At 72.3% G+C, this 20,523-nt stretch carries 19 protein-coding genes; 2 read left to right on the top strand and 17 right to left on the bottom strand.

The annotated features are described in order from the left end of the window. Positions 1 to 15: 15 nt before the first annotated feature. The 8 genes from B5Y66_RS06755 to B5Y66_RS06720 all read right to left on the bottom strand — a co-directional run bounded on the left by B5Y66_RS06755 (position 16) and on the right by B5Y66_RS06720 (position 10,098). A complete protein-coding gene (locus B5Y66_RS06755) occupies positions 16 to 1,584 on the bottom strand; it encodes a sugar ABC transporter ATP-binding protein (RefSeq protein WP_322788694.1) in 1,569 nt (522 codons plus the stop codon). Further along, positions 1,581 to 2,600 (bottom strand): LacI family DNA-binding transcriptional regulator, encoded by a 1,020-nt coding sequence (locus B5Y66_RS06750; RefSeq protein WP_079572721.1) that lies wholly within the window; start codon positions 2,598 to 2,600, stop codon positions 1,581 to 1,583. The genes B5Y66_RS06755 and B5Y66_RS06750 overlap by 4 nt, the downstream gene beginning before the upstream one ends. A gap of 96 nt (positions 2,601 to 2,696) precedes the next feature. Then, positions 2,697 to 4,208: an L-arabinose isomerase gene (gene araA, locus B5Y66_RS06745; RefSeq protein WP_079572719.1), complete on the bottom strand. Its 1,512-nt coding sequence runs from the start codon at positions 4,206 to 4,208 to the stop codon at positions 2,697 to 2,699. Positions 4,209 to 4,293: 85 nt separating this feature from the next. After that, positions 4,294 to 4,989 (bottom strand): L-ribulose-5-phosphate 4-epimerase, encoded by a 696-nt coding sequence (locus tag B5Y66_RS06740; RefSeq protein ID WP_079572717.1) that lies wholly within the window; start codon positions 4,987 to 4,989, stop codon positions 4,294 to 4,296. A 50-nt stretch (positions 4,990 to 5,039) separates the two neighbouring features. Continuing rightward, entirely contained in the window at positions 5,040 to 6,671 is a 1,632-nt protein-coding gene (locus B5Y66_RS06735) for a xylulokinase (RefSeq protein ID WP_079572715.1), read from the bottom strand. Positions 6,672 to 6,952: 281 nt separating this feature from the next. Then, positions 6,953 to 8,380: a glycoside hydrolase family 43 protein gene (locus B5Y66_RS06730; RefSeq protein ID WP_079573270.1), complete on the bottom strand. Its 1,428-nt coding sequence runs from the start codon at positions 8,378 to 8,380 to the stop codon at positions 6,953 to 6,955. A gap of 81 nt (positions 8,381 to 8,461) precedes the next feature. After that, the gene (locus tag B5Y66_RS06725) at positions 8,462 to 9,547 is read right to left on the bottom strand and encodes a LacI family DNA-binding transcriptional regulator (RefSeq protein WP_079572713.1); all 1,086 of its coding nucleotides are present in this window, start codon (positions 9,545 to 9,547) and stop codon (positions 8,462 to 8,464) included. Then, the gene (locus tag B5Y66_RS06720; protein ID WP_079572711.1) at positions 9,544 to 10,098 is read right to left on the bottom strand and encodes a GNAT family N-acetyltransferase; all 555 of its coding nucleotides are present in this window, start codon (positions 10,096 to 10,098) and stop codon (positions 9,544 to 9,546) included. Before B5Y66_RS06720 ends, B5Y66_RS06725 begins: the two co-directional genes overlap by 4 nt. 69 nt (positions 10,099 to 10,167) lie before the next feature. Between B5Y66_RS06720 and purU the strand changes: the two genes are divergently transcribed. Next, positions 10,168 to 11,025, top strand: a complete 858-nt coding sequence (gene purU, locus B5Y66_RS06715) for a formyltetrahydrofolate deformylase (RefSeq protein WP_079572708.1) — start codon at positions 10,168 to 10,170, stop codon at positions 11,023 to 11,025. Positions 11,026 to 11,037: 12 nt separating this feature from the next. On the opposite strand, the gene B5Y66_RS06710 is transcribed toward purU, so the two are convergent. After that, entirely contained in the window at positions 11,038 to 11,928 is an 891-nt protein-coding gene (locus B5Y66_RS06710; RefSeq protein WP_079572706.1) for a VOC family protein, read from the bottom strand. Positions 11,929 to 11,966: 38 nt separating this feature from the next. Beyond that, positions 11,967 to 12,581: an NADPH-dependent F420 reductase gene (locus B5Y66_RS06705; RefSeq protein WP_079572704.1), complete on the bottom strand. Its 615-nt coding sequence runs from the start codon at positions 12,579 to 12,581 to the stop codon at positions 11,967 to 11,969. A 115-nt stretch (positions 12,582 to 12,696) separates the two neighbouring features. On the opposite strand from B5Y66_RS06705, the gene B5Y66_RS06700 reads away from it, so the two are divergent. Next, positions 12,697 to 13,257 carry a MarR family winged helix-turn-helix transcriptional regulator gene (locus tag B5Y66_RS06700; RefSeq protein ID WP_322788693.1) on the top strand — a complete coding sequence of 187 codons (561 nt, stop codon included), beginning with the start codon at positions 12,697 to 12,699 and terminating at the stop codon, positions 13,255 to 13,257. Here the strand turns inward: B5Y66_RS06700 and B5Y66_RS06695 are convergent. The 7 genes from B5Y66_RS06695 to B5Y66_RS06665 all read right to left on the bottom strand — a co-directional run bounded on the left by B5Y66_RS06695 (position 13,241) and on the right by B5Y66_RS06665 (position 20,483). Beyond that, complete coding sequence (locus B5Y66_RS06695) at positions 13,241 to 13,975, bottom strand: ATP-binding cassette domain-containing protein (protein ID WP_079572702.1); 735 nt, start codon at positions 13,973 to 13,975, stop codon at positions 13,241 to 13,243. The two genes, B5Y66_RS06700 and B5Y66_RS06695, sit on opposite strands and share 17 nt — an antisense overlap. Beyond that, positions 13,972 to 15,192: an ROK family transcriptional regulator gene (locus tag B5Y66_RS06690; protein ID WP_079572700.1), complete on the bottom strand. Its 1,221-nt coding sequence runs from the start codon at positions 15,190 to 15,192 to the stop codon at positions 13,972 to 13,974. Before B5Y66_RS06690 ends, B5Y66_RS06695 begins: the two co-directional genes overlap by 4 nt. Positions 15,193 to 15,306: 114 nt before the next feature. Continuing rightward, positions 15,307 to 16,485, bottom strand: coding sequence for a multiple monosaccharide ABC transporter permease (gene mmsB, locus B5Y66_RS06685; protein ID WP_079572698.1), 1,179 nt, complete (start codon positions 16,483 to 16,485; stop codon positions 15,307 to 15,309). Then, on the bottom strand, positions 16,482 to 18,041 hold the full coding sequence (gene mmsA, locus B5Y66_RS06680; RefSeq protein ID WP_079572696.1) for a multiple monosaccharide ABC transporter ATP-binding protein: 1,560 nt from the start codon (positions 18,039 to 18,041) through the stop codon (positions 16,482 to 16,484). Before mmsA ends, mmsB begins: the two co-directional genes overlap by 4 nt. Before the next feature lie 141 nt (positions 18,042 to 18,182). Continuing rightward, positions 18,183 to 19,340 carry a multiple monosaccharide ABC transporter substrate-binding protein gene (gene chvE, locus B5Y66_RS06675; protein WP_079572694.1) on the bottom strand — a complete coding sequence of 386 codons (1,158 nt, stop codon included), beginning with the start codon at positions 19,338 to 19,340 and terminating at the stop codon, positions 18,183 to 18,185. A gap of 355 nt (positions 19,341 to 19,695) precedes the next feature. Continuing rightward, on the bottom strand, positions 19,696 to 20,136 hold the full coding sequence (locus B5Y66_RS06670) for an SRPBCC domain-containing protein (protein WP_079572692.1): 441 nt from the start codon (positions 20,134 to 20,136) through the stop codon (positions 19,696 to 19,698). A gap of 11 nt (positions 20,137 to 20,147) precedes the next feature. Then, positions 20,148 to 20,483 carry an ArsR/SmtB family transcription factor gene (locus B5Y66_RS06665; protein ID WP_079572690.1) on the bottom strand — a complete coding sequence of 112 codons (336 nt, stop codon included), beginning with the start codon at positions 20,481 to 20,483 and terminating at the stop codon, positions 20,148 to 20,150. Positions 20,484 to 20,523: the final 40 nt, after the last annotated feature.

The raw sequence follows: 20,523 nt of genomic DNA, 5'->3' as shown, positions 1-20,523 counted from the left end.
GTGGTGTGGATACCGTCAGGAGTCGCCGGGGTCGAGCTCGTCGAGCTCGTCGAGCTCGTCGACGTCCGCGGCGATCATCTCGACGATGGTGTCGACCGTGACGCCCGGCCCGTTGCTCAGCTCGCCGATCTTCTCGCGGTCCTTGAGCACCACGATGCGGTCGGCGAGGCGCACCACCTCCTCGAGCTGGGAGGAGATGAACACGACGGCGACGCCCTCGCCGGCCAGCCGCGCCACCCGGCGCTGGATCTCCAGCTTGGCCGCGATGTCGATGCCGCGCGTCGGCTCGTCGAGGATCAGGACGTGCGGCCGCGTGGCCAGCAGCCGGGCGAGCAGCACCTTCTGCTGCGTGCCCCCTGACAGCTCACCGGCGGGCCGGTCCAGGTCGTCGGCCGACAGGTGCAGCGCGTCGAGATACGTGTCGACGACGGCGTCCTGCTCGCCGCGCGACAGCGGCCGCGACCAGCCGCGGAGCGCCTGCAGCGCCAGCACGATGTTCTCCCGCACCGTGAGCCCCGCGACGATGCCGTCGTCCCGCACGTTCTCGCTCGACATCGCGATCCGGTGCCGCAGGGCCACCCCCGGGCTGCGGAGCTGCACCCGGGCCCCGTCCAGCCACAGCTCCCCGCGGTCGGCGCGCTCCGCCCCGCTCATCAGCCGGGCGAGCTCGGTGCGCCCGGAGCCGCGCAGCCCCGCGAACCCGACGACCTCGCCCCGGGACAGCTCGAGGTCGGTCGGCTCGAGGACGCCCTGACGGCCGAGGGACGCCGCCCGGAGGGTCGCCTCGCCCGACCCCGCGTAGTGGTGCGCCAGCCGCTGCGAGCGCAGCGCCTGGAGCGCGTCGATGTCCTCGCCGAGCATCTTGGAGATCAGCTCGGCCCGCTCGACCTCCGCCGTCCGGTACTCCGCCACGACGCGGCCGCCCCGCAGCACCGTCATCCGGTCGCTCACCTCGAAGACCTGCTCCAGGAAGTGCGAGACGAAGAGCACCGCCACGCCCTGGTCGCACAGGCGGCGCACGACGCCGAGCAGTCGGGCGGCCTCGTCGGCGTCCAGGCTCGACGTCGGCTCGTCGAGCACGAGCACCCGGGGCTCGAGGACGATCGCCCGGGCGACCGCCACGAGCTGCTTGGTCGCGGGCGACAGCGCCGAGAGCGGCGCGCGCGGGTCGATGTCCTCGAGCCCCAGCGCGGCGAGGGCGGCCGACGCGCGCTCCCTGGTCCGGCCCCAGTCGATGCCGAACCAGCCGCGCACCTCGTGCCCGATCATGACGTTCTCGGCGACGGTCAGGTGGGGGCTCAGGTGCGTCTCCTGGAAGACGGTCGCGATGCCGTCCGCGCGGCTGCGGGCGACGCTCGTCGGCGTGGTGGGGGCGCCGTCGACCACGACGTCGCCCGCCAGGAGCGGCACCGTCCCGGTCAGCGCGCCGATGAGCGTCGACTTGCCCGCGCCGTTCTCCCCCATGAGCGCGTGCACCTCGCCAGGCCGGAGCACCAGGTTCACGTCGTCGAGGACCCGCACCCCGCCGAGCGCCACGGTGATCCCGTGCATCTCGACCACCGGTGCCCCGGGCCGCGAGGTCAACGGGCGGCCTTCCGTGGTGCGGCGCTCGACGCCCGCGCGACGAGCTCCGGGGGGATCTTCGTGACCGTCGGGATCTCCTGCTCCTCGATCGCGGAACGCAGGACGTCGACCACCGAGACGCCCAGCGCGTGGAAGTTCTGCCGCACGGTCGTCAGCGGGGGGATGACGTGCCGCGCCAGGGGGATGTCGTCGAAGCCGACGACGCTGACGTCGTCCGGCACCGAGAAGCCCCGGTCGTGCAGCCCGTGCACGAGGCCGACGGCCATGTCGTCGTTCGCGGCGAAGATCGCGGTGTACTCCGGCAGCTCGCGGATCCCGCGTGCGAAGTCGTACGCGAAGTCCGCCGTCCAGTCCCCCACCACGATGGGTCGCTCCCGGAGCCCCCACGACTTCGCCCGGGCGTGGAACGACCGCTCGCGCGTGCGGGCGTCGAGCCAGTCGAGCGGGCCGGCCAGGTGCAGGATGTCCCGGTGCCCGAGGGAGACGAGGTGGTCGACGGCGAGCGTCGTCCCGGCCTGCTGGTCGACGGTGACGGTGAGGAACGTCGGGTCCTTGTCGGGCTTGACGACGAGCACCGGGACGCCGACGGCGATGCGGCGCAGCGCGGCGATCGACGACGACCGGGGCGCCACGACGCAGAGCGCGTCGACGCCCTGCGCGATGAGGTGGTCGACGGCCTCCTGGGGGGTGATCTCCTCCCCGGCCCGCAGGAGCACAGAGCTCACCACGTACCCGGACGCGCGGGCGGCGGACTCGACGGCGTACAGCGTGCTGGTCGGCCCGAACGTCGCCGCGCTCTCCACGAGGACGCCGATGCGGCGGCTGCGCTGGGTGGCCAGGGCCCGGGCCGTCATGTTCGGCCGGTAGCCGAGCTGGTCGATGGCCTCCTCGACCCGACGCCGGGTCGCCTCGCGGATGTTCGGGTGGTCGTTGAGCACCCGCGACACCGTCATGTGCGAGACACCGGCGAGCTGCGCGACCTGCCGGATGTTCGGCTTCTCGGCGGGACTCGCCATGCGGGGCCTCTCCCTCGAGTTCGTCCGCCGGACGGCCGACCGGCGGCTCGGCGGCGTCAGCCTACCGAACCGCCGGTATCGGACCGGCGGTCGCGCTCAGAGCCCCTGAGCGAGGCGGTAGTACACCTGGTTCCAGCGCACCTGGTCGGCGAAGCCGCGACGCGTGGTGTCCTCGTCGATCACGAGGAGCTCGGTGCGCGCGATGTTCGCGAACACCTCGAACGCCTCGATGCCCGCGGCGGTCGACATCACCGTGTGGTGCGCGCCCCCGGCGGTCAGCCAGGCCTCGGCGGAGGTGGTGAAGTCGGGGCGCGGGGTCCAGACGGCGCGGGCCACGGGCAGGTTCGGCAGGTCCTGCGTGGGCGGGACGACGTCGACGACGTTCGCGGTGAGGCGGAAGCGGTCGCGCATGTCGGCCAGCGAGACGACGACGGCACCCGCGGTCGCGTCGGCGTCGAAGACCATGCGGACCGGGTCCTCCTTGCCGCCGATGCCGAGCGGGTGGATCTCCACGCGGGGCTTCGACGTCGTGAGGGACGGGCACACCTCGAGCATGTGCGCGCCGAGGATGAGCTCCGCACCCGGGGTGAGGTCGTAGGTGTAGTCCTCCATCAGGGAGGCGCCGCCGGGCAGCCCCTCGCCCATGACCTTGGCGGCCCGCACCAGGACGGCGGTCTTCCAGTCGCCCTCGGCGCCGAAGCCGTACCCCTTGCCCATGAGGCGCTGCACGGCGATGCCGGGCAGCTGGCGCAGGGCGCCGAGGTCCTCGAAGTTCGTGGTGAACGCCTTGGCGCCGCGCTCCGTCAGGAACGCCTCCATCGCGATCTCCTGGCGGGCCGCGTAGCGCAGCGACTCGTGCCGCTCGCCGCCCTCGCGGAGCTCGGGGACGACGTCGTAGAGCTCCTCGTACTCCGCGACGAGCGCGTCGATCGCGGCGTCGTCCACGGCGTCGACGGCTGCGACGAGGTCGTTGACGCCCCAGGTGTTCACCGAGACGCCGAAGCGCAGCTCGGCCTCGGTCTTGTCGCCCTCGGTGACCGCGACGTTGCGCATGTTGTCGCCGAAGCGCACCAGCTTCAGCTCGTGCGTGGCGGCCCAGCCCGCGGCGCCGCGCACCCAGGTGCCGACGCGGCGGGTCACGGCCGGGTTCGACGCGTGGCCCACGACCGTGGTGCGCGCGACGCCCAGGCGCGTGGCCAGGTAGGCGTACTCCCGGTCGCCGTGCGCGGCCTGGTTGAGGTTCATGAAGTCGAAGTCGATGTCCGCCCACGGCAGCTCGACGTTCGCCTGCGTGTGCAGGTGCAGCAGCGGCTTGCGCAGCGCGTCGAGGCCCCCGATCCACATCTTCGCCGGGCTGAAGGTGTGCATCCACGTGATGACGCCGAGCACCTTGTCGTCCGCGTTCGCGTCCAGCATCGCGCGGCGGATCGAGTCCGCGTCCTTGAGCACGGGCTTCCAGACGACGGTCGCGGGCACGTCGGACGACGCGTCGAGCGCGCGGGCGACCTCCTGCGACTGCTGGGCGACCTGCTCCAGCGTCTCGGGCCCGTACAGGTCCTGGCTGCCGGTGAAGAACCAGACCTCGCGGTCGGCGTACGGCTTGCTCATGGGGTGTTTCTCCTTCGGAGGTCTTCGTGGCCGGTGGTCGAGCCCGTCGAGACCAGGGCTCGTCAGGCTCGACCGGTGACGGGGATCAGTGCTGGCCGTACACGTTCTGGTAGCGGGCGTACAGGGAGTCGACGTGCTCCTGGGCGATGGGCAGCGGCTCGCCGAGCTGGCGCGACACGTGCACCGTGCGGGCCACCTCCTCGACCATCACGGCGGCCTTCACCGCGGCGCGGGCGTCCTTGCCGATGGTGAACGGGCCGTGGTTGCGCATCAGGACGGCCGGGCTGCGGTGACCGCTGAGGGTCTCGACGATGCCGCGGCCGATGGAGTCGTCGCCGATGATCGCGAACGGGCCCACGGGGACGGGGCCGCCGAACTCGTCGGCCATCATCGTGAGCACGCAGGGGATCTCCTCGGCACGCGCGGCCCAGGCCGTCGCGTAGGTGGAGTGCGTGTGCACGACGCCGCCCACCTCGGGCATGTGGGTGTACACGTAGGCGTGCGCCGCGGTGTCGGACGACGGCGAGCGGTCGCCCTCGACAAGGTTCCCCTCCAGGTCGCAGACCACCATCGACCCGGGCGTGATGTCGTCGTACGCGACGCCGGACGGCTTGATGACGAGCAGGTCGTCGCCGTCGGGGTTGCTCACCCGCTCGGACACGTTGCCGGCCGTCCACACGACGAGCTCCCAGCGGGGCAGCTCGGCGTGCAGGGCCGCGACCTTCTCCTTGGCGGCGTCGACGGCGGCCCGCAGGTGCGCGGGGACCTCGGTGATCGGCATCGGGTTCTCTTTCGTCTCTCGGGGGTGGTGGGGCGGGATCGTCGCGGTCGTCACAGCGCCTGGGTGGCGGCCCGCTCGACCGCGAGGCCGGCGGAGTACCGCTCCAGGTAGGCGGCGAAGCCCGCCACGTCGGCGGCGTCCGGCTCGGCGACGTCGAGCTCGACGCCGGCGAAGACGCGCTCGGTCAGGTAGGTGTCGAGGGCGGGCGCGGCGTCGCCCGACTCGGCGCGGGCAGCGGCGTAGGCCGCGAGGACGGCGATTCCCCAGGCCCCGCCCTCCCCCGCGGTCTGACCGACGGCCACCGGGGCGTCGATCGCGCCGGCGAGCAGGCGCTGCGCCACGCCCGCCGTCTTGAACAGGCCGCCGTGCGCGAACATCGTGTCGATCGCGACGCCCTCGCCGTGCAGCACGCGCATGCCGAGGGCGAGGGTGCCGAACACGCCGTAGAGCTGCGTGCGCGCGAAGTTCGCCAGCGTGAGGCGGCTGTCGGGGGTGCGCACCACGAGCGGGCGGCCCTCGTCGAGACCGGTGATCGGCTCGCCGGCGAGGTAGTTGTAGGCGAGCAGCCCGCCGCCGTCGGACGCGCCGTCGAGCGCCGCCCGGAACAACGCGCCGAAGACGGCGTCCGGCTCGGCCGGCGCCCCGAGCGCGGCCGCGAACTGGCCGAAGACGCCGGCCCACGCATCGAGCTCGCTGGCGCCGTTGTTGCAGTGCACCATCGCCACGAGGTCGCCGGCAGGGGTGGTGACCAGGTCGAGCTCGTGGTGCACGCTGGTCAGCGGCTGCTCGAGCACGACCATGGCGAAGATCGACGTGCCCGCGCTGATGTTGCCGGTGCGCGGCGCCACCGAGCCGGTGGCGACCATGCCGGTCCCGGCGTCGCCCTCGGGCGGGCAGAGCAGCACTCCCGGCAGCAGGGTGCCCGTGGGGTCGAGCAGCGCGGCGCCCTCGGGGGTGAGCCGGCCGGCGTCCTCGCCCGCGGTGAGCACCTGCGGCAGCAGGCCCTCCACGTGCAGGCCCGGCCGCTTGGCGGCGGCCAGGTGCCGGAACTGCTCGAGCATCCGGGCGTCGTAGTCGCCCGTGGCGGGGTCGATCGGGAACATGCCCGACGCGTCGCCGACGCCGAGCACGTGCCGCCCGGTCAGGGCGCGGTGCACGTAGCCGGCGAGCGTGGTGAACGACGCCACCTGTGGCACGTGCGGCTCGTCGTCGAGGATCGCCTGGTAGAGGTGCGCGATGGACCAGCGCAGCGGGATGTTGTGCCCGAACAGCGCGGACAGCTCCGTGGCCGCCGGCCCGGTGCTGGTGTTGCGCCAGGTCCGGAACGGCACCAGCAGCCCGCCGTCGGCGTCGAACGGCAGGTAGCCGTGCATCATGGCGGAGACGCCGAGGGCCGCGTAGGTCGTGGGACGCACGCCGTGGCGCTCCTCGACGTCGGCCACGAGCGCGGCATAGGCACCCTGCAGCCCCGCGTGCACCGTGTCGAGCGAGTAGGTCCACACGCCGTCGACCAGCTCGTTCTCCCACCCGTGCGAGCCGCTCGCGATCGGCGTGTGGTCGGGGCCGATCAGGCACGCCTTGATGTTGGTGGATCCGAGCTCGATGCCCAGCGTCGCCTCCCCGGCGGTGATCGCCGCCCGGATGCCGGCCCCGCCGTCCGGCCGCGCGCCCTGCTCCGCCATCGTTGCTCCGTCCCCGCCCGCACGGGGCGTCGTCGAGTTCCGTCGTCGCGCAGCTTCCAGCCGGCGCACGACCCGGGTGTCTGATCGATGTTAGCGCTCACATGCGGGAGGACCCAACCTGCGAGGTAGTTCAGATCCCCGCGAGGTAGTCGAGACCCCCGCGAGGTAGTTCGGGCCCGGACTACCTCGCGAGCTTTCCGACTACCTCGCGGAACTCAGAACTACCTCACCGCATTCTGAACTACCTCGTGACGTCTCGAACTACCTCGCGGGGATCTCGACTACCTCGCGGGGCCGCCCGGGCGGAGGACGTCGAGCCGGGCGGGCTCGCTGCGCACGGCGCCGTGGGCGTTCGCGACGACGGCGCGCACGAGCAGCCCGTCCCGGTCGCGGCCGGCGTGCTTGACGGTCCAGCTCGCGGTGCCGTCGACGGCGCGCGCGGCGGCGACGGGGGCCGCCGTCCAGGTCGCGCCGTCGTCGTCGGAGACCTCCCACGTCACGACCGGCGCCGGCGTGCCGGACACCCGGACCTCGAACGTCGCCGGGCGGTTCCCCCGGACCGTCGCGTCGCGCGGCCCCTGTGTCACGACCGGCTCCTCGACGGTCTGGTCCACCACGGGCCAGCCGTCCTCCCAGTCCAGGCGCTGCAGGCCGAGCGTCGGGAAGCCCGGGATCTCGGCATTCGCGCCGTCGTAGAAGTGGAACGCGAGGACGCCGTCGGACACCGACTGGCCGCCCGGCCCCACGACCGCCCCGTGCGAGGAGAGCAGCACCGTGCCGCCACCGTCGGCCAGATCCTTCCCGTCCTGGTCGAGATAGGGCCCCGCGACGTCCCGCGACCGACCGACCGCCACCTGATAGGTGCTGTCCAGGCCCCGGCAGCAGGCGTCGAACGACACGAACAGGTAGTACCAGCCGTCGCGCTCGGTGATGTACGGCGCCTCGACCGGGTTGCCCGGCATCTTGCGGTCCACGAGGTGCGTGGCGTTCTCCAGCGCGCCGTCGGCGAGCTTGCCGCCCGGCCACTCGAGCTCGACCAGGAAGATGCCGTACCAGTAGGAGCCGATCGCCATGTACGGGGTTCCGTCCGCCCCCTCGACGATGCCCGCGTCGATGGCGTTGAACGTCTTCCCGCCGGCGATGTCGTGCGGCGAGCTGATCACGGGACCCTGGTCGACCCACGCGTAGTCGGGGTCGTCCGGGTCGAGCGTCGTGTTGGTGGCCAGGGCGGTGACCGACGTGTTCGTGCCGAAGCGCGACGCCGAGTAGTAGAGGTAGTACGTGCCGTCGTGCTCGTAGACCTCGGGCGCCCACAGGTTGTCGGGCAGCACGCCCGCGCCGTCCGGCCCGGCGAAGCGCTCGTCGATCCACGCCGGGATCTCGTCCCAGACGGTGCCGTCGTAGGCCCAGGTCACGCCCTCGTCGTGGCTCGACCACATCTGGATCGTGCCACCGTTCTCCCGGTTCACCAGGCCCGTGGTGTACACACGCCAGGTGCCGTCGTCGCCGACGACGAGCGCCGGGTCGTGCACCGGCGAGGTCTCGCCGGTCACCGAGAGGCCGCCGACCGGAGCAGTGACCGGCCGGGCGCGTTCGGCCGCGCCGAAGGCCGGGCCGACGGTCGTGGCCGCGACCAGCGACGTCGCCAGCAGCGCCGCCGTCAGCGCCCCGGCGGCCGCGGTCCGGACCCGCCTGAGAGATCTGTGCATCATGGCTCCTCTACAACGATGTAGAACTGCGGACGCGCCGAATCTACCCAGCCGCCACGACGGCGGTCAACGAGTCGTCCGTCAGCGGACCGGCGGCGCCGCCGTGCTCGACCGCACCACGAGCCGGGGCGCGATGCGCTCCGTCGGCACGCGCGCGCCGGCGAGGGCCGCCACCACCATCGCCACGCTGCGCTCCCCCAGCACCCCGAAGGGCTGACGCACCGTGGTCAGCGGGGGCACGAAGTACGCCGCGCCCGCCACGTCGTCGAACCCCACCACGGACACGTCGTCCGGCACCGAGAGCCCGCGCTCCCAGAAGGCCCGCAGCATCCCGAGCGCGAGCTGGTCGTTCCCCGCGAACACCGCCGTCGGCCCCTCGTGGGCGACGACGGCCTCGGCGAGGTCGCGGCCCGCGGTGTACCCGTCCTCCGCCGACCAGGAGCAGTACCGCGGGCGGGTCGGCGCGAGCCCGCGCGCCTCGAGCGCCTCACGCCAGCCGGCGGCGCGCTCGCGGGCGTCGAACCAGTCCTGCGGCCCGGCCACGTGCAGCACGTCGCCGTGGCCGAGGTCGAGCAGGTGCTCCGTCGCCGCGCGCGCCCCGGCGCGCTGGTCGACGGCGAGCGACAGCGTCGTCGGGCCGGCGGCCGCGGTGGTGCCCACGTCCCTCGGCAGCCTCTCCAGCGCGGCGACCACCAGCACCGGCACGGGCGCACGGAACGACTCCACCGCCGCCGCCACGTCGTCCTGCGGCGCGATGACGACGATCGCCTCCACGCCTTGGTCCATGAAGTGCTCCAGGGCCTCGTGCATCGCCTCGGCGTCGTACGTCCGCAGCGTCGCGACCGACACGTAGTAGCCCTGGTCGCGCGCCGCACCCTCGATCGCGATGAGCGTGCTGGTGGGCCCGAACAGCGCCGAGCCCGTCGTCACGACCCCGAGGGTCGCGGAGCGCGCGGTGGCGAGCGCCCGTGCGGCGCTGTTGCGCCGGTAGCCCAGGCTCGCGATGGCGTCCAGCACCCGCTCGCGGGTCTCGCTGCGCACGCTCGGGTGCTCGTTCAGCACCCGGGAGACCGTCTGGTGGGAGACCCCCGCGACGGCGGCGACGTCGGCCATGGACGGGCGGCGCGACCGAGGACGCGCGGCAGCCCGTCCGCCGGCGTCGGTCATCGCTCCTGCGCCGCGTTCCTCGCGTCGACCTCGTCGAGGACCCGGCGCAGGTAGGTGAGCGTGAGCTTGCCCGCCGCCCGGTCGTACTGCTCCTCGTAACCGTGCTTGGTGTACATGGCGAGGTTGCGCTTGGAGTCCTTGCCCGTGAACGCCCACACCTCCGTCACCTCGGACGGCAGGAACTTGAGGATCGCGAACATCAGGGACGTGCCGATGCCCCTGGCCTGCTGGTCCGGGGCCACGGCGAGCCGGCCGAGCGTGGCGCGGGCGCCCTCGATCTCGAGGCGCAGCGACCCGACGAGGCGGTGCCCCTCCCACGCGCCCACGGTCACGACGTCGTCGCGCGCCATGTCGTCGCGCAGCTCGTGCAGCGTCTGCGTCAGCGGCGGGATGTGCGGGTCGTCGTACAGCTGCGCCTCGCTGACGAACGCCGCCCGACGCAGCGTCAGCAGCTCGCCCGCCTGGGCGTCGTCGACGAGCGCGATGCGCAGCGTGTCGCCTCCGCTCTCGCGCTGGTCTTCCTGGGCGTCGGTGCCGGGTGCCTTGCTCATGGGGACATCGTGGCAGACGGACGGCGGACGTGTCGTCGCGCGCCCGGCGCCGTCGGTGACAATGGGCGGGTGACGACCGAATGGGTGCTGACGCTCTCCTGCCCCGACCGCCCCGGGATCGTGCACGCCGTGGCGGGCGTGCTGGCCGCGCACGACGGCAACATCACGGAGTCCCAGCAGTTCGGCGACCCGGCGTCGGGCCTGTTCTTCATGCGCGTGCAGGTGGAGCTGCAGGTCGAGGCGGAGGCGGGCCGCGAGGCGCTGACCGCCGCGCTCGCACCCGTCACGGAGCGGTTCGGCATGACCTGGCAGCTGGACGTCGTCGGCCGCCGCCTGCGCACGCTGGTGCTGGTCAGCAAGGCGCCGCACTGCCTGGTGGACCTCCTGTACCGCGAGCGGTACCAGGGCATGCCGGTCGACGCCGTCGGCGTCGTCGGCAACCACCCGGACCTGGCGGACATGGCCGCGTTCTACGGCAAGCCGTTCCACCACGTGCCCGTCACGAAGGACACGAAGGCGCGGGCGGAGGACCGGCTGCGGGAGCTGGTCGCGGAGCTCGACGTGGAGCTGGTCGTCCTCGCCCGGTACATGCAGATCCTGTCGGACGAGCTGTGCCGCGACCTCGAGGGCCAGGTCATCAACATCCACCACTCGTTCCTGCCCAGCTTCAAGGGCGCCCGCCCGTACGCGCAGGCGCACGACCGCGGCGTCAAGCTCATCGGCGCGACGTCCCACTACGTGACGGGCGACCTCGACGAGGGCCCGATCATCGAGCAGGACGTCGAGCGCGTCGACCACTCGCGGGCGGTCGCCGACCTCGTCGCGATCGGCGAGGACGTCGAGCGCCGCACCCTCGCGCGCGCCGTGCGGTGGCACGCCGAGCACCGCGTGCTGCTCGACGGCCACCGCACGGTCGTCTTCCGCTGACGACGGGGCCAGTCAGGCCACGGACACCTCGACGAGGGTGCTCCACGGGTCGTCGAACCGCAGGGTCCGCCCGTCGTCGCGCACCTCGACGCCCGCGTGCCGCAGGCGGTCCGCGAGGGCGCCGACCTCGTCGCGCGTGGGCACCGTGAGCGCCACCTGCCCGAGGCCGAGCGTGGCGGCCCGCGGGCCGGCGCCCGCGCTGTTCCAGGTGTTCATCGCCATGTGGTGGTGGTAGCCGCCGGCCGCGACGAACAGGGCGCCGTGGAACGTGGCCATGACCTCGAAGCCGAGGGTGTCGACGTAGAACTTCTGCGCCGTCGGGATGTCGCCCACCTGGAGGTGGACGTGCCCGACCTGGGCGGCCTGCCCGGCCGCGCCGGACATCGCGCCCTCCGTGAGGTTCCGCCGCAGGAACTCCTGCGGGTCGAACCAGTCGGAGCCCATCGACACGCGGCCCCCGCCGTCGTGCTGCCAGGTGTCCCGCGGCCGGTCCCAGTACAGCTCGATGCCGTTGTCCTCCGGGTCGGTGAAGTAGAACGCGCGCGACACCCAGTGGTCCGCGTTCCCGGCGAACCGCGACAGCGGGTGCTGCGCGGCGTGCGCGACGGCGGCGGCGAGCGCCTCCTCGGTGTCGAACAGGACCGCCGTGTGGAACAGGCCGGCCTGGTGGCGGGACGTCGGGGGCAGTCCCGGCGTGTGCTGCAGCGCGACGACCGGGGTGCTGCCGCGCCCCAGCACCACCCGGTCGGGAGCCCCGAGCGCCGGGATCTCCTCGAGGGCGATCGCCTCCCGGTAGTAGGCGCTCATCGCGCCGAGGTCGCCCACGTGCAGGGTGACGGCGCCCATCGCGGTCTCGGCCGCGAGGAGGTCGGGGGTGCGATGGGTCGAGGACGGCGTGGGCATGGTCGGCTCCTGGTGCTGGGGCGGGCGGGCGGGTCGGATCAGAGCAGCGCGAACCCGGTGGTCCACTGCGTCTTGTCACCGGCGGCGAGGGTGAGCTGCAGGAACCCGAGGGCCTCGAGCTCACGCGCGCGCCTGAGCGAGCCCGCGTCGACGACGCGGACCGCGGAGCCGTCGAACGCGGCAGCGAACGCGGCCTTGGCGTCCGCGTCGTCGCCCGCCACCTGGACGGTCGTCGGCACGCCGCCCACGGTGCCGCTGGCGAGGGTCGCGGCGAAGTTCGTGTTGAACGCCTTGAGCACCGACGCGCCGGGGAGCTTCGCGGCCAGCTCGGCGGCGGCCGAGGAGTCGGCAGGCACGACGAGCGAGTCGAAGGTGGAGAAGTCCAGCGGGTTGGTGAGGTCGACGACGGTGCGCCCGGCGAGCTGGTCGCCGTAGGTCGCGACGACGTCCTCGAGGGCCGGGTACGGCAGGGCGAGCACGACGACGTCGCCCGTGATCGGCTCGCCGAACGCGGTCGCGGTGACGGCGGCGTCCACGGCCGCGGCCTTGGCCGCGTCGCGGGCGACGACCTGCACGTCGTTCCCGCCGGCGAGCGCCAGGCCCGCGATCGCGGAGCCCATGTTGCCCGTGCCGATGATGCTGATGGTGGCCATCGTTCCTCCTGGGATGCCGCGCCCACCCGGTTGGTTGACGCTACAACCAACATAGACCCGTTATAGTTGTAGCGTCAACCTTCGTTCGGGGGTGACGGACCAGGAGGGCGATCACGTGACGACGACCCGGGGCACCACGGCGACCGACGAGCCGCGCTGGCTCGACGCCGAGCAGATGCGCACGTGGCTGCGGCTGCAGGCGGTCATCGAGCTGCTGCCCGCGGCGCTCGACCAGCAGCTGCGCCGCGACTCCGACCTGACGCACTTCGAGTACATGGTGCTCGCGATGCTCTCCGAGGCGCCCGAGCGCGCGCTGCGCATGACCGAGCTCGCGCGGCTCACCAGCGCCACGCTCCCCCGGCTCTCGCACGTCGCCCGGCGTCTCGAGGCCCGCGGGTACGTCGAGCGCTGCACGGCACCCGACGACCGGCGCGCGACGATCTCCCACCTCACCGAGGACGGCTGGCGCAAGGTCGTCGCGAGCGCCCCCGGCCACGCGCGCACGGTGCTGGAGGACGTCTTCGACGACCTCGACGCCGACGAGGTCGCCGCCCTCGCGGGCGCGCTCGGCAAGGTCCTCGCACACCTCGACCCGCACGACCGCTTCGGCCTGGAGGACGGCAGCCGCCGGCCGCAGGCTGCCCCGGGGTCCGAGCCGGTCAGGCGGCGCCGGTGATCGCCGCGAGGATCTCCTCATGGGTGGCCGACGCCGGGAACGACCCGTTGTTCCGGCCGTGCCGCAGCACCTCGATGCGGTCGGAGACCGCGCGCACGTCGTTGAGGTTGTGGCTGATGAGGATGACACCGAGCCCCAGCTCGCGCAGGCGCTGGATATGGGTCAGCACCTCGGCGGTCTGCGCCACCGAGAGCGCCGCCGTCGGCTCGTCGAGCACCACGATGCGCGGCTGGCCGATGAGGGTCCGCGCGATGACGACGGCCTGACGCTGCCCGGCGGACAGGTGCCGCAGCGGCGTGCGCACCGACGGGATCCGGATCGTGAGGTGCTCCAGCAGGGCCCGGGTCTCGGTCTCCATCTCCCCGTCGCGCAGCAGCCCGGCCCGTCCGCGCAGCTCCTGCCCCAGGAAGACGTTGGCCGTGACGTCGAGGTTCTCGCACACGGCGAGGTCCTGGAACACGCTGGCCACGCCGAGCTGGTTCGCCACGGACGGTGACGAGATCGTCACGGGCTCGCCGTCGACCTCCACCTGCCCCGAGCTGGGGCTCAGCACGCCCGCCACGACCTTGGCGAGCGTCGACTTCCCCGCGCCGTTGTCCCCGACCAGGGCGACCACCTCGTGCGCGTGCACCTCGAGGTCCACGTCGACGAGGGCCTCGACGGCACCGAAGTACCTGCTGACCTGCCGCAGCGCGAGCAGCGGCGTCCGTCCCCTCACCGGTTCCCCTTTCCTGTGCGGACCTGGCCCACGGCGACGTCGCCGGGACCGTTCGGGCCGGTGTCGGGCTGCTCCAGCAGGTCGGTGTGCTGCAGCGCGAGCGCGAGCGCGCCCTCCAGCTCGGCGCGCGTGCCCAGCGCGGCAGGCACGACCTCGAGGGGGGTGACCTGCTGCAGCAGCGTCCGGCGGCGCAGCGCCTCGCGCATCGGCCCGAGGAACACCTCGCCCGTGGCGGCCAGCACACCTCCGACGACGACGAGCTCCGGGTTGAGCGACGTCGCCAGCCCGGCCACGACGCCGCCCACCACCGTACCGGCGTCCGCGACGATCTCCCGACAGCCCGGGTCGTCCTCGTTCGTCAGCCGCACGACGTCTGAGAGCGTGAGGTTCCCGTGGCTGCTGCGCAGCGGCTCGAGCAGCGCCCGGTCCCCCACGACGGTGTCCAGGCAGCCGCGGCTGCCGCACGAGCAGATGTTGCCCGCCGGGTCCACCTGGACGTGCCCGATCTCGCCGGCCGTGCCCGCGACCCCGCGGTGCACCCGGCCGGCCAGCACGATGCCCGCGCCGACACCGTGCCCGGCGCGCACGTACAGGGCGTCGTGCACCTCGCGGGCGGCGCCGACCGTGCTCTCGGCGAGCGCCCCGAGATTCGCGTCGTTGTCCACGAACACGGGCCGGGCCAACCGCTTGGACAGCACCTGGGCCACCGGCACGCCGTCCCAGCCCCGGAGGATGCCGCGCACGGTCACCTGGCCGCTCGCGGCGTCGACCGGCGCCGGCAGCCCGAGGCCGATGCCGAGCACCTCGTCGAGCTCCGAGCCGACGCGCTCCAGCAGGTCGACGACGAGAAGTGCCGCGCGGTCGAGGCTCGTGTCGGCGCGGTGCTCCGCGGGCAGCGGCAGCACCTGCTCGGCGAGCACCTCGTGCGACACGTCGGCGACGGCCACGGTGAGCTGCCGGGCGCCCACCAGGACGCCGGCGACGAGCCCCACGCGGTGGGCGAGCGTGACGAGCTGCGCGCGCCGTCCCGACCGGATCGTGTTGCGCACCTCGACCAGCTCGGCGGCGACGAGCTCCTTGACGATGGTCGAGACCGTGGCGGGCGAGAGCCCCGTGGCCCCGGTGAGCTCGACCTGCGTGAGCCCCCCGTGCCGCTTCACCGCGTCGACGACGCGGGCGCGGTTCGCCTCGCGCAGCGACGACTGCGATCCCACCATCGGCAGCCGTCCTCTCACGCCGGGGAGTCTATGGTGCGACGACGCGCGGGGCGGCGGTCGTCCGCCGCCCCGCGCGTGGCGCGCGGGTGGTCCGGCCCCGGCCGGACCCCCCGGTCAGCGCAGCACCGAGGCGCGACGCTTGTTGTAGATGTCGAACGCGACCGCGAGCAGCAGCACGAGTCCCTTGACGACCTGCTGCATCGACTGGGGCACGCCCATCAGCTGCATGCCGTTGGACATGACGGCCATGATCAGACCACCGATCATGGCGCCGCCCACGCGGCCGACGCCGCCGGTGGTCGACGCGCCGCCGATGAAGCAGGCCGCGATCGCGTCGAGCTCGAACATGTTGCCGGCGCCCGGCTGGGCACCGTTCATGCGCGAGGAGTAGACCACGCCGGCCACCGACGCCAGGACGCCCATGTTCACGAAGATCCAGAAGTTGACCTTCCGGACCTTGACGCCGGACAGCTCTGCCGCGTGCCGGTTGCCGCCGACGGCGTAGACGTGCCGGCCGAACACCGACTTCTGGGTGACGAGCGTGTAGGCGATGATCAGCACCGCGAGGATGATGAGCACGATCGGCAGGCCGCGCGAGATCGACAGCTGGTACCCGAACCACATCACCACGACGGCGACCGCCACGAGCTTGGCCACGAACAGGGGCATCGACTCGACGGTCTGCTGGTAGGCGATCTTGCCCTGGCGCGTGCGCCACTGGCTGACGGCGTACCCGGCCACGGCGATGCCGAAGATGACGAGCGTGAAGACGTCGAACCCGTTGCCGCCGAGGAGGCCGTTGAGGAACCCGTTGGCGATGTCGTAGTAGGTGCCGCCGAAGGGCGACAGCGACTTGTTGTCGAGGACGAGGAACGTCAGCCCGCGGAACAGGAGCATGCCGGCGAGGGTCACGATGAAGCCGGGGATCCCGACGTACGCGACCCAGAAGCCCTGCCAGATGCCGACGAGGAGGCCGACGAAGAGCGCGGCCAGCACGCCGACGTACCAGGGCAGGCCCTGCCGGACGACGACCACGGCGCTCACGGCCCCGGTGAGGGCGACGACCGAGCCGACGGACAGGTCGATCTGGCCCGCCACGATGATCATCACCATCCCGATCGCGAGGATCAGGATGTACGAGTACTGCAGGACGATGTTCGTCAGGTTGGTCGGCGAGAGGAAGTTCGGGTTCAGGGCGGCGAAGAGCACGACGATCGCCACGAAGGCGATGACGATGCCGCTCTGGCGCATGTTCCGGGTCAGGATGTCCCGGACCGAGTCGATGGCGTTCATGAGGCGGATTCCTTCGTGGGCAGGGGCTGGTCGCGCTCGATCGTCATGAACTCCATGAGGCGTTCCTGCGTCGCCTCGGCGACGGGGAGCTCACCGGTGATCCGACCGAAGGCGAGGGTGTACACGCGGTCGCAGATGCCGAGCAGCTCGGGAAGCTCCGAGGAGATGACGACGACCGCCTTCCCCGCGGCGACCATCTTGTTGATGATCGTGTAGATCTCGAACTTGGCGCCGACGTCGATCCCACGGGTGGGCTCGTCGAGGATGAGCACGTCGGGGTCGGTGTACAGCCACTTGGACAGCACGACCTTCTGCTGGTTGCCACCGGAGAGCTTGCCGACGTCGACCAGGACGTTGGGCGTCTTGATGTTGAGGGAGCCGCGGTAGTCCTCGGCGACCCGGAGCTCCTCGTTGCCGTTGACCCAGCCGCGCGGGGCGAGCTTGGGCAGGCCGGCCGCCGAGATGTTGTGGCGGATGTCGTCGATGAGGTTGAGGCCGTAGTGCTTGCGGTCCTCGGTCGCGTAGGCGATGTTGTGGCCGATCGCCTCGGACACGTTGCGGATCTGGATCGGCTTGCCGTCCTTGTAGATCTCGCCGCGGATGTTGCGCCCGTAGGTCCGCCCGAAGATGCTCATCGCGAGCTCGGTGCGCCCGGCGCCCATGAGGCCTGCGATCCCGACGACCTCACCGGCCCGCACGTTGAACGAGGCGTCGGTGATGATCTGCCGGCCGATCTGCGTCGGGTGGTCGACGTTCCAGTGCTCCACGCGCAGCACCTCGTCGCCCACGACGGACGCCCGCTCGGGGTAGCGGTGCTCGAGGTCCCGGCCCACCATGCCGCGGATGATGCGGTCCTGGGTGGAACCCGGCTCGGACATGTCGATGGTCTCGATCGTCCGCCCGTCGCGGATGATCGTCGTGCGGTCCGCGATCTCCTCGATCTCGTTGAGCTTGTGGGAGATGATGATCGACGTGATGCCGTGCGCCTTGAGCTGGCGCAACAGCTCGAGCAGGTGCTCGGAGTCGTCGTCGTTCAACGCGGCGGTCGGCTCGTCGAGGATCAGCAGCTTGACCTCCTTCGAGAGCGCCTTGGCGATCTCGATGAGCTGCTGCTTGCCGACGCCGAGCTGGCCGACGGGCACCGTCGGGTTCTCGGCGAGGCCCACACGCTCGAGCAGCGCCGCGGCCTTCCGGTTCGCCGCGTTCCAGTCGATCATGCCGAGCCGGTTGCGGGTCTCGTTGCCGAGGAAGATGTTCTCGGCGACCGACAGGTACGGCACCAGGGCGAGCTCCTGGTGGATGATGACGATGCCGCGCTGCTCGGAGTCGTTGATCGACCCGAACTCGGCCGGGGCGCCGTCGAAGACGATCTCGCCGTCGTACGTGCCGTGCGGGTAGACGCCCGACAGCACCTTCATGAGCGTGGACTTCCCCGCGCCGTTCTCGCCGCAGATGGCGTGGATCTCGCCCTGCTCCACGGTGAGGGTGACGTCCGACAGCGCCTTGACGCCCGGGAACTCCTTGGTGATGGAGCGCATCTCCAGGATCGTGCTCATCTGCGCTCTCGTCCCTCCTTCGATGGGGTGCGCCGCCGTCGGACGCGTCCGCGGCGGCCCCGGGGGCGGGCCCGCCCGTCCACCGCTCCCGAGCGGGAACGGCGACGGGCGGGCCTGCCCGTGCGGGTCATGACCTGCGGATCAGTCGTCCGCCTGACCGGCCTTGACCTCGTCGGCGGTGTAGTAGCCGGCGTCGATCAGCACGGGCTTGATGTCGTCCTTGAACACCGTCTGGACCTCGAGCAGGTACGACGGCACGACCTTCACGCCGTTGTCGTACGTCTCGGTGTCGTTCGCCTCGGGCTCCTCGCCCTCGACGAAGGACTGGGTCGCCTTGACGGCCTGCTCCGCGAGGAGACGCGTGTCCTTGAAGATCGTCGAGGACTCCACGCCGTCGTCGATGAGCTTGATGTTGGCGATCTCGGCGTCCTGGCCGGTGACGACCGGCAGGCCCTTGTCGAGGGTCGGCCCCATGCCCGCGCTCTGGAGCGCGTTGATGATGCCGCGGGAGAGCACGTCGGCCGGGGCGAGCACGCCGTCCAGCTTCTCGCCGCCCTGGTAGGTGGAGGTCAGCAGGTCCTCCATGCGCTTCTGGGCGGTCTCCAGCTCCCAGCGCTGCGTGGTGACCTGGCCGAAGTCGGTCTGGCCGGACGGGACGACGATCGTGCCGTCGTCGATGAGCGGCTGGAGCACCGACATCGCGCCGTCGAAGAAGAAGCCCGCGTTGTTGTCGTCGGGCGACCCGGCGAAGAGCTCGATGTTGTACGGGCCCTTCTCGCCGGTGGGCTTGTCGTCCTTGTCGAGGTAGCCGAGGCCGCGCAGCAGGGCGTTCGCCTGCGCCACGCCGACCGCCTCGTTGTCGAACGTCGTGTAGAAGTCGACGTTCTCGCTGTCGCGGATCAGGCGGTCGTACGCGATGACCGGGATGTTCGCCGCGGCGGCCGCGTCGAGCTGGCTGGTCAGCGCGGTGCCGTCGATCGACGCGATGACGAGGACGTCGACGCCCTCGGTGATCATCGAGTCGATCTGCTGCGTCTGGGTGGGGATGTCGTCGTTGGCGAACTGGAGGTCCACGCTGTAGCCGAGGTCCTCCAGGCCCTTCTTGACGTTGTTGCCGTCCTGGATCCAGCGCTCGTACGTCTGGGTCGGCATCGCGACGCCGACCTTCACGTCCTCGTCACCGTCGCCGGCGCCGCTGTCGCCGGAGCCGCCTCCGGCACCCTCCCCGCCGCACGCGGCCAGGGTCAGCGTGAGCACCGCACCGGCGGCCACCGCGCTCATCGTCTTGGCGAGTCGCATCCTCGCGCTCCTTCTCGTCGTCGAGTGTCCCCCGGCGGCGACCATCGCCGCCGGCGCCCGGACGCCGGGAACCACCCCGGACGGCCGAGCCGGTCCGCGGTACACCTTGCTGCGTTCGAGTTCCGAAGTCAAAGGGCTGTCGAGACGAAGCCATAACGATCCGGTCACAGGACGTCACCCCGGCCCGCATGAAGGCGTACTTGGCGGTCGAATGCCCGCTATGCCCTGGCTTGCCGCGGCCTTGCCGCCCCCTCGCCGCCGCGCGTGCCTCGCGAGCCGACGCCGCGTCATCACCACGACGACGCCGGCGACGTCGCGTCGCTTTCCTTCGGGGGCCAAAGCCAGTGCAGGGCCGTCAGCCCGCCGTCGCCGCGAACCGGCCCAGCACGAGCTCCCACCCGGAACCGTAGGAGCCCCGGGCCCGCTCGCCGTCGGCCCGCCGGGCCCAGCCGGAGTGCGCCAGCTCGACCTCGGTGCCGTCGCCCGCAGCACGGAAGGTCACCTCGACGAGCGTGCCCTCCGTCTCCGGCGTCCCGGGGTGCCAGGTGAACGCGACCCGGCGCGGCGCGTCCCACTGGGTGACCACGCCCCAGACCGCGGCGGAGCCGTCGGCCAGGGTCTCGACGAGGCGGCCGCCGATGCCTGGCTCGAGCACCACGTCGAGGGCGTCGACGCGGCCCACGGAGTGGGTGTCGAGCGGCCACCACTCGGCGAGGCCGGCGGTGAAGAGCCGAAAGGCGTCGTCCGGCGCGAGCCGGACGGTGACGGACCTGCGCAGCACGTCGTCGGTGGACATCGCGGCACTCCTCAGCTGTCGGCCTTGTTCTCGTCCATGCTCCGCACCGTGCGGTCCGCATGCGCGGCGAAGGCGCCGAGCACGCCGGACCAGTAGCCGTCGAGCCACCCGCGCAACGCCTCGAACCCGGTCGCCTCGAGGCGGTACAGGTGGCGCGTCCCGGCAGGCTCGAACGCGACGAGCCCGGCGGCGTGCAGCACCTTGAGGTGCTGCGACACCGCCGGGCGGCTCACGGGCAGCGCAGCCGCCACCTCCGCGACGGAGGCGGGACCGGCGGCCAGGCGCTCCACGACGGCACGGCGGGTGGGGTCGCCGAGCGCGTCGAGGACATCATGGTAAGTGGCCACGAACGGTAAGTTACTCCTGACCGTTCGAGCTCGCCACCCC

This window comes from Krasilnikoviella flava (genome assembly GCF_900167525.1).
Lineage (GTDB): Bacteria > Actinomycetota > Actinomycetes > Actinomycetales > Cellulomonadaceae > Isoptericola > Isoptericola flavus.
This window is presented reverse-complemented; position numbering and strand designations above follow the sequence as displayed.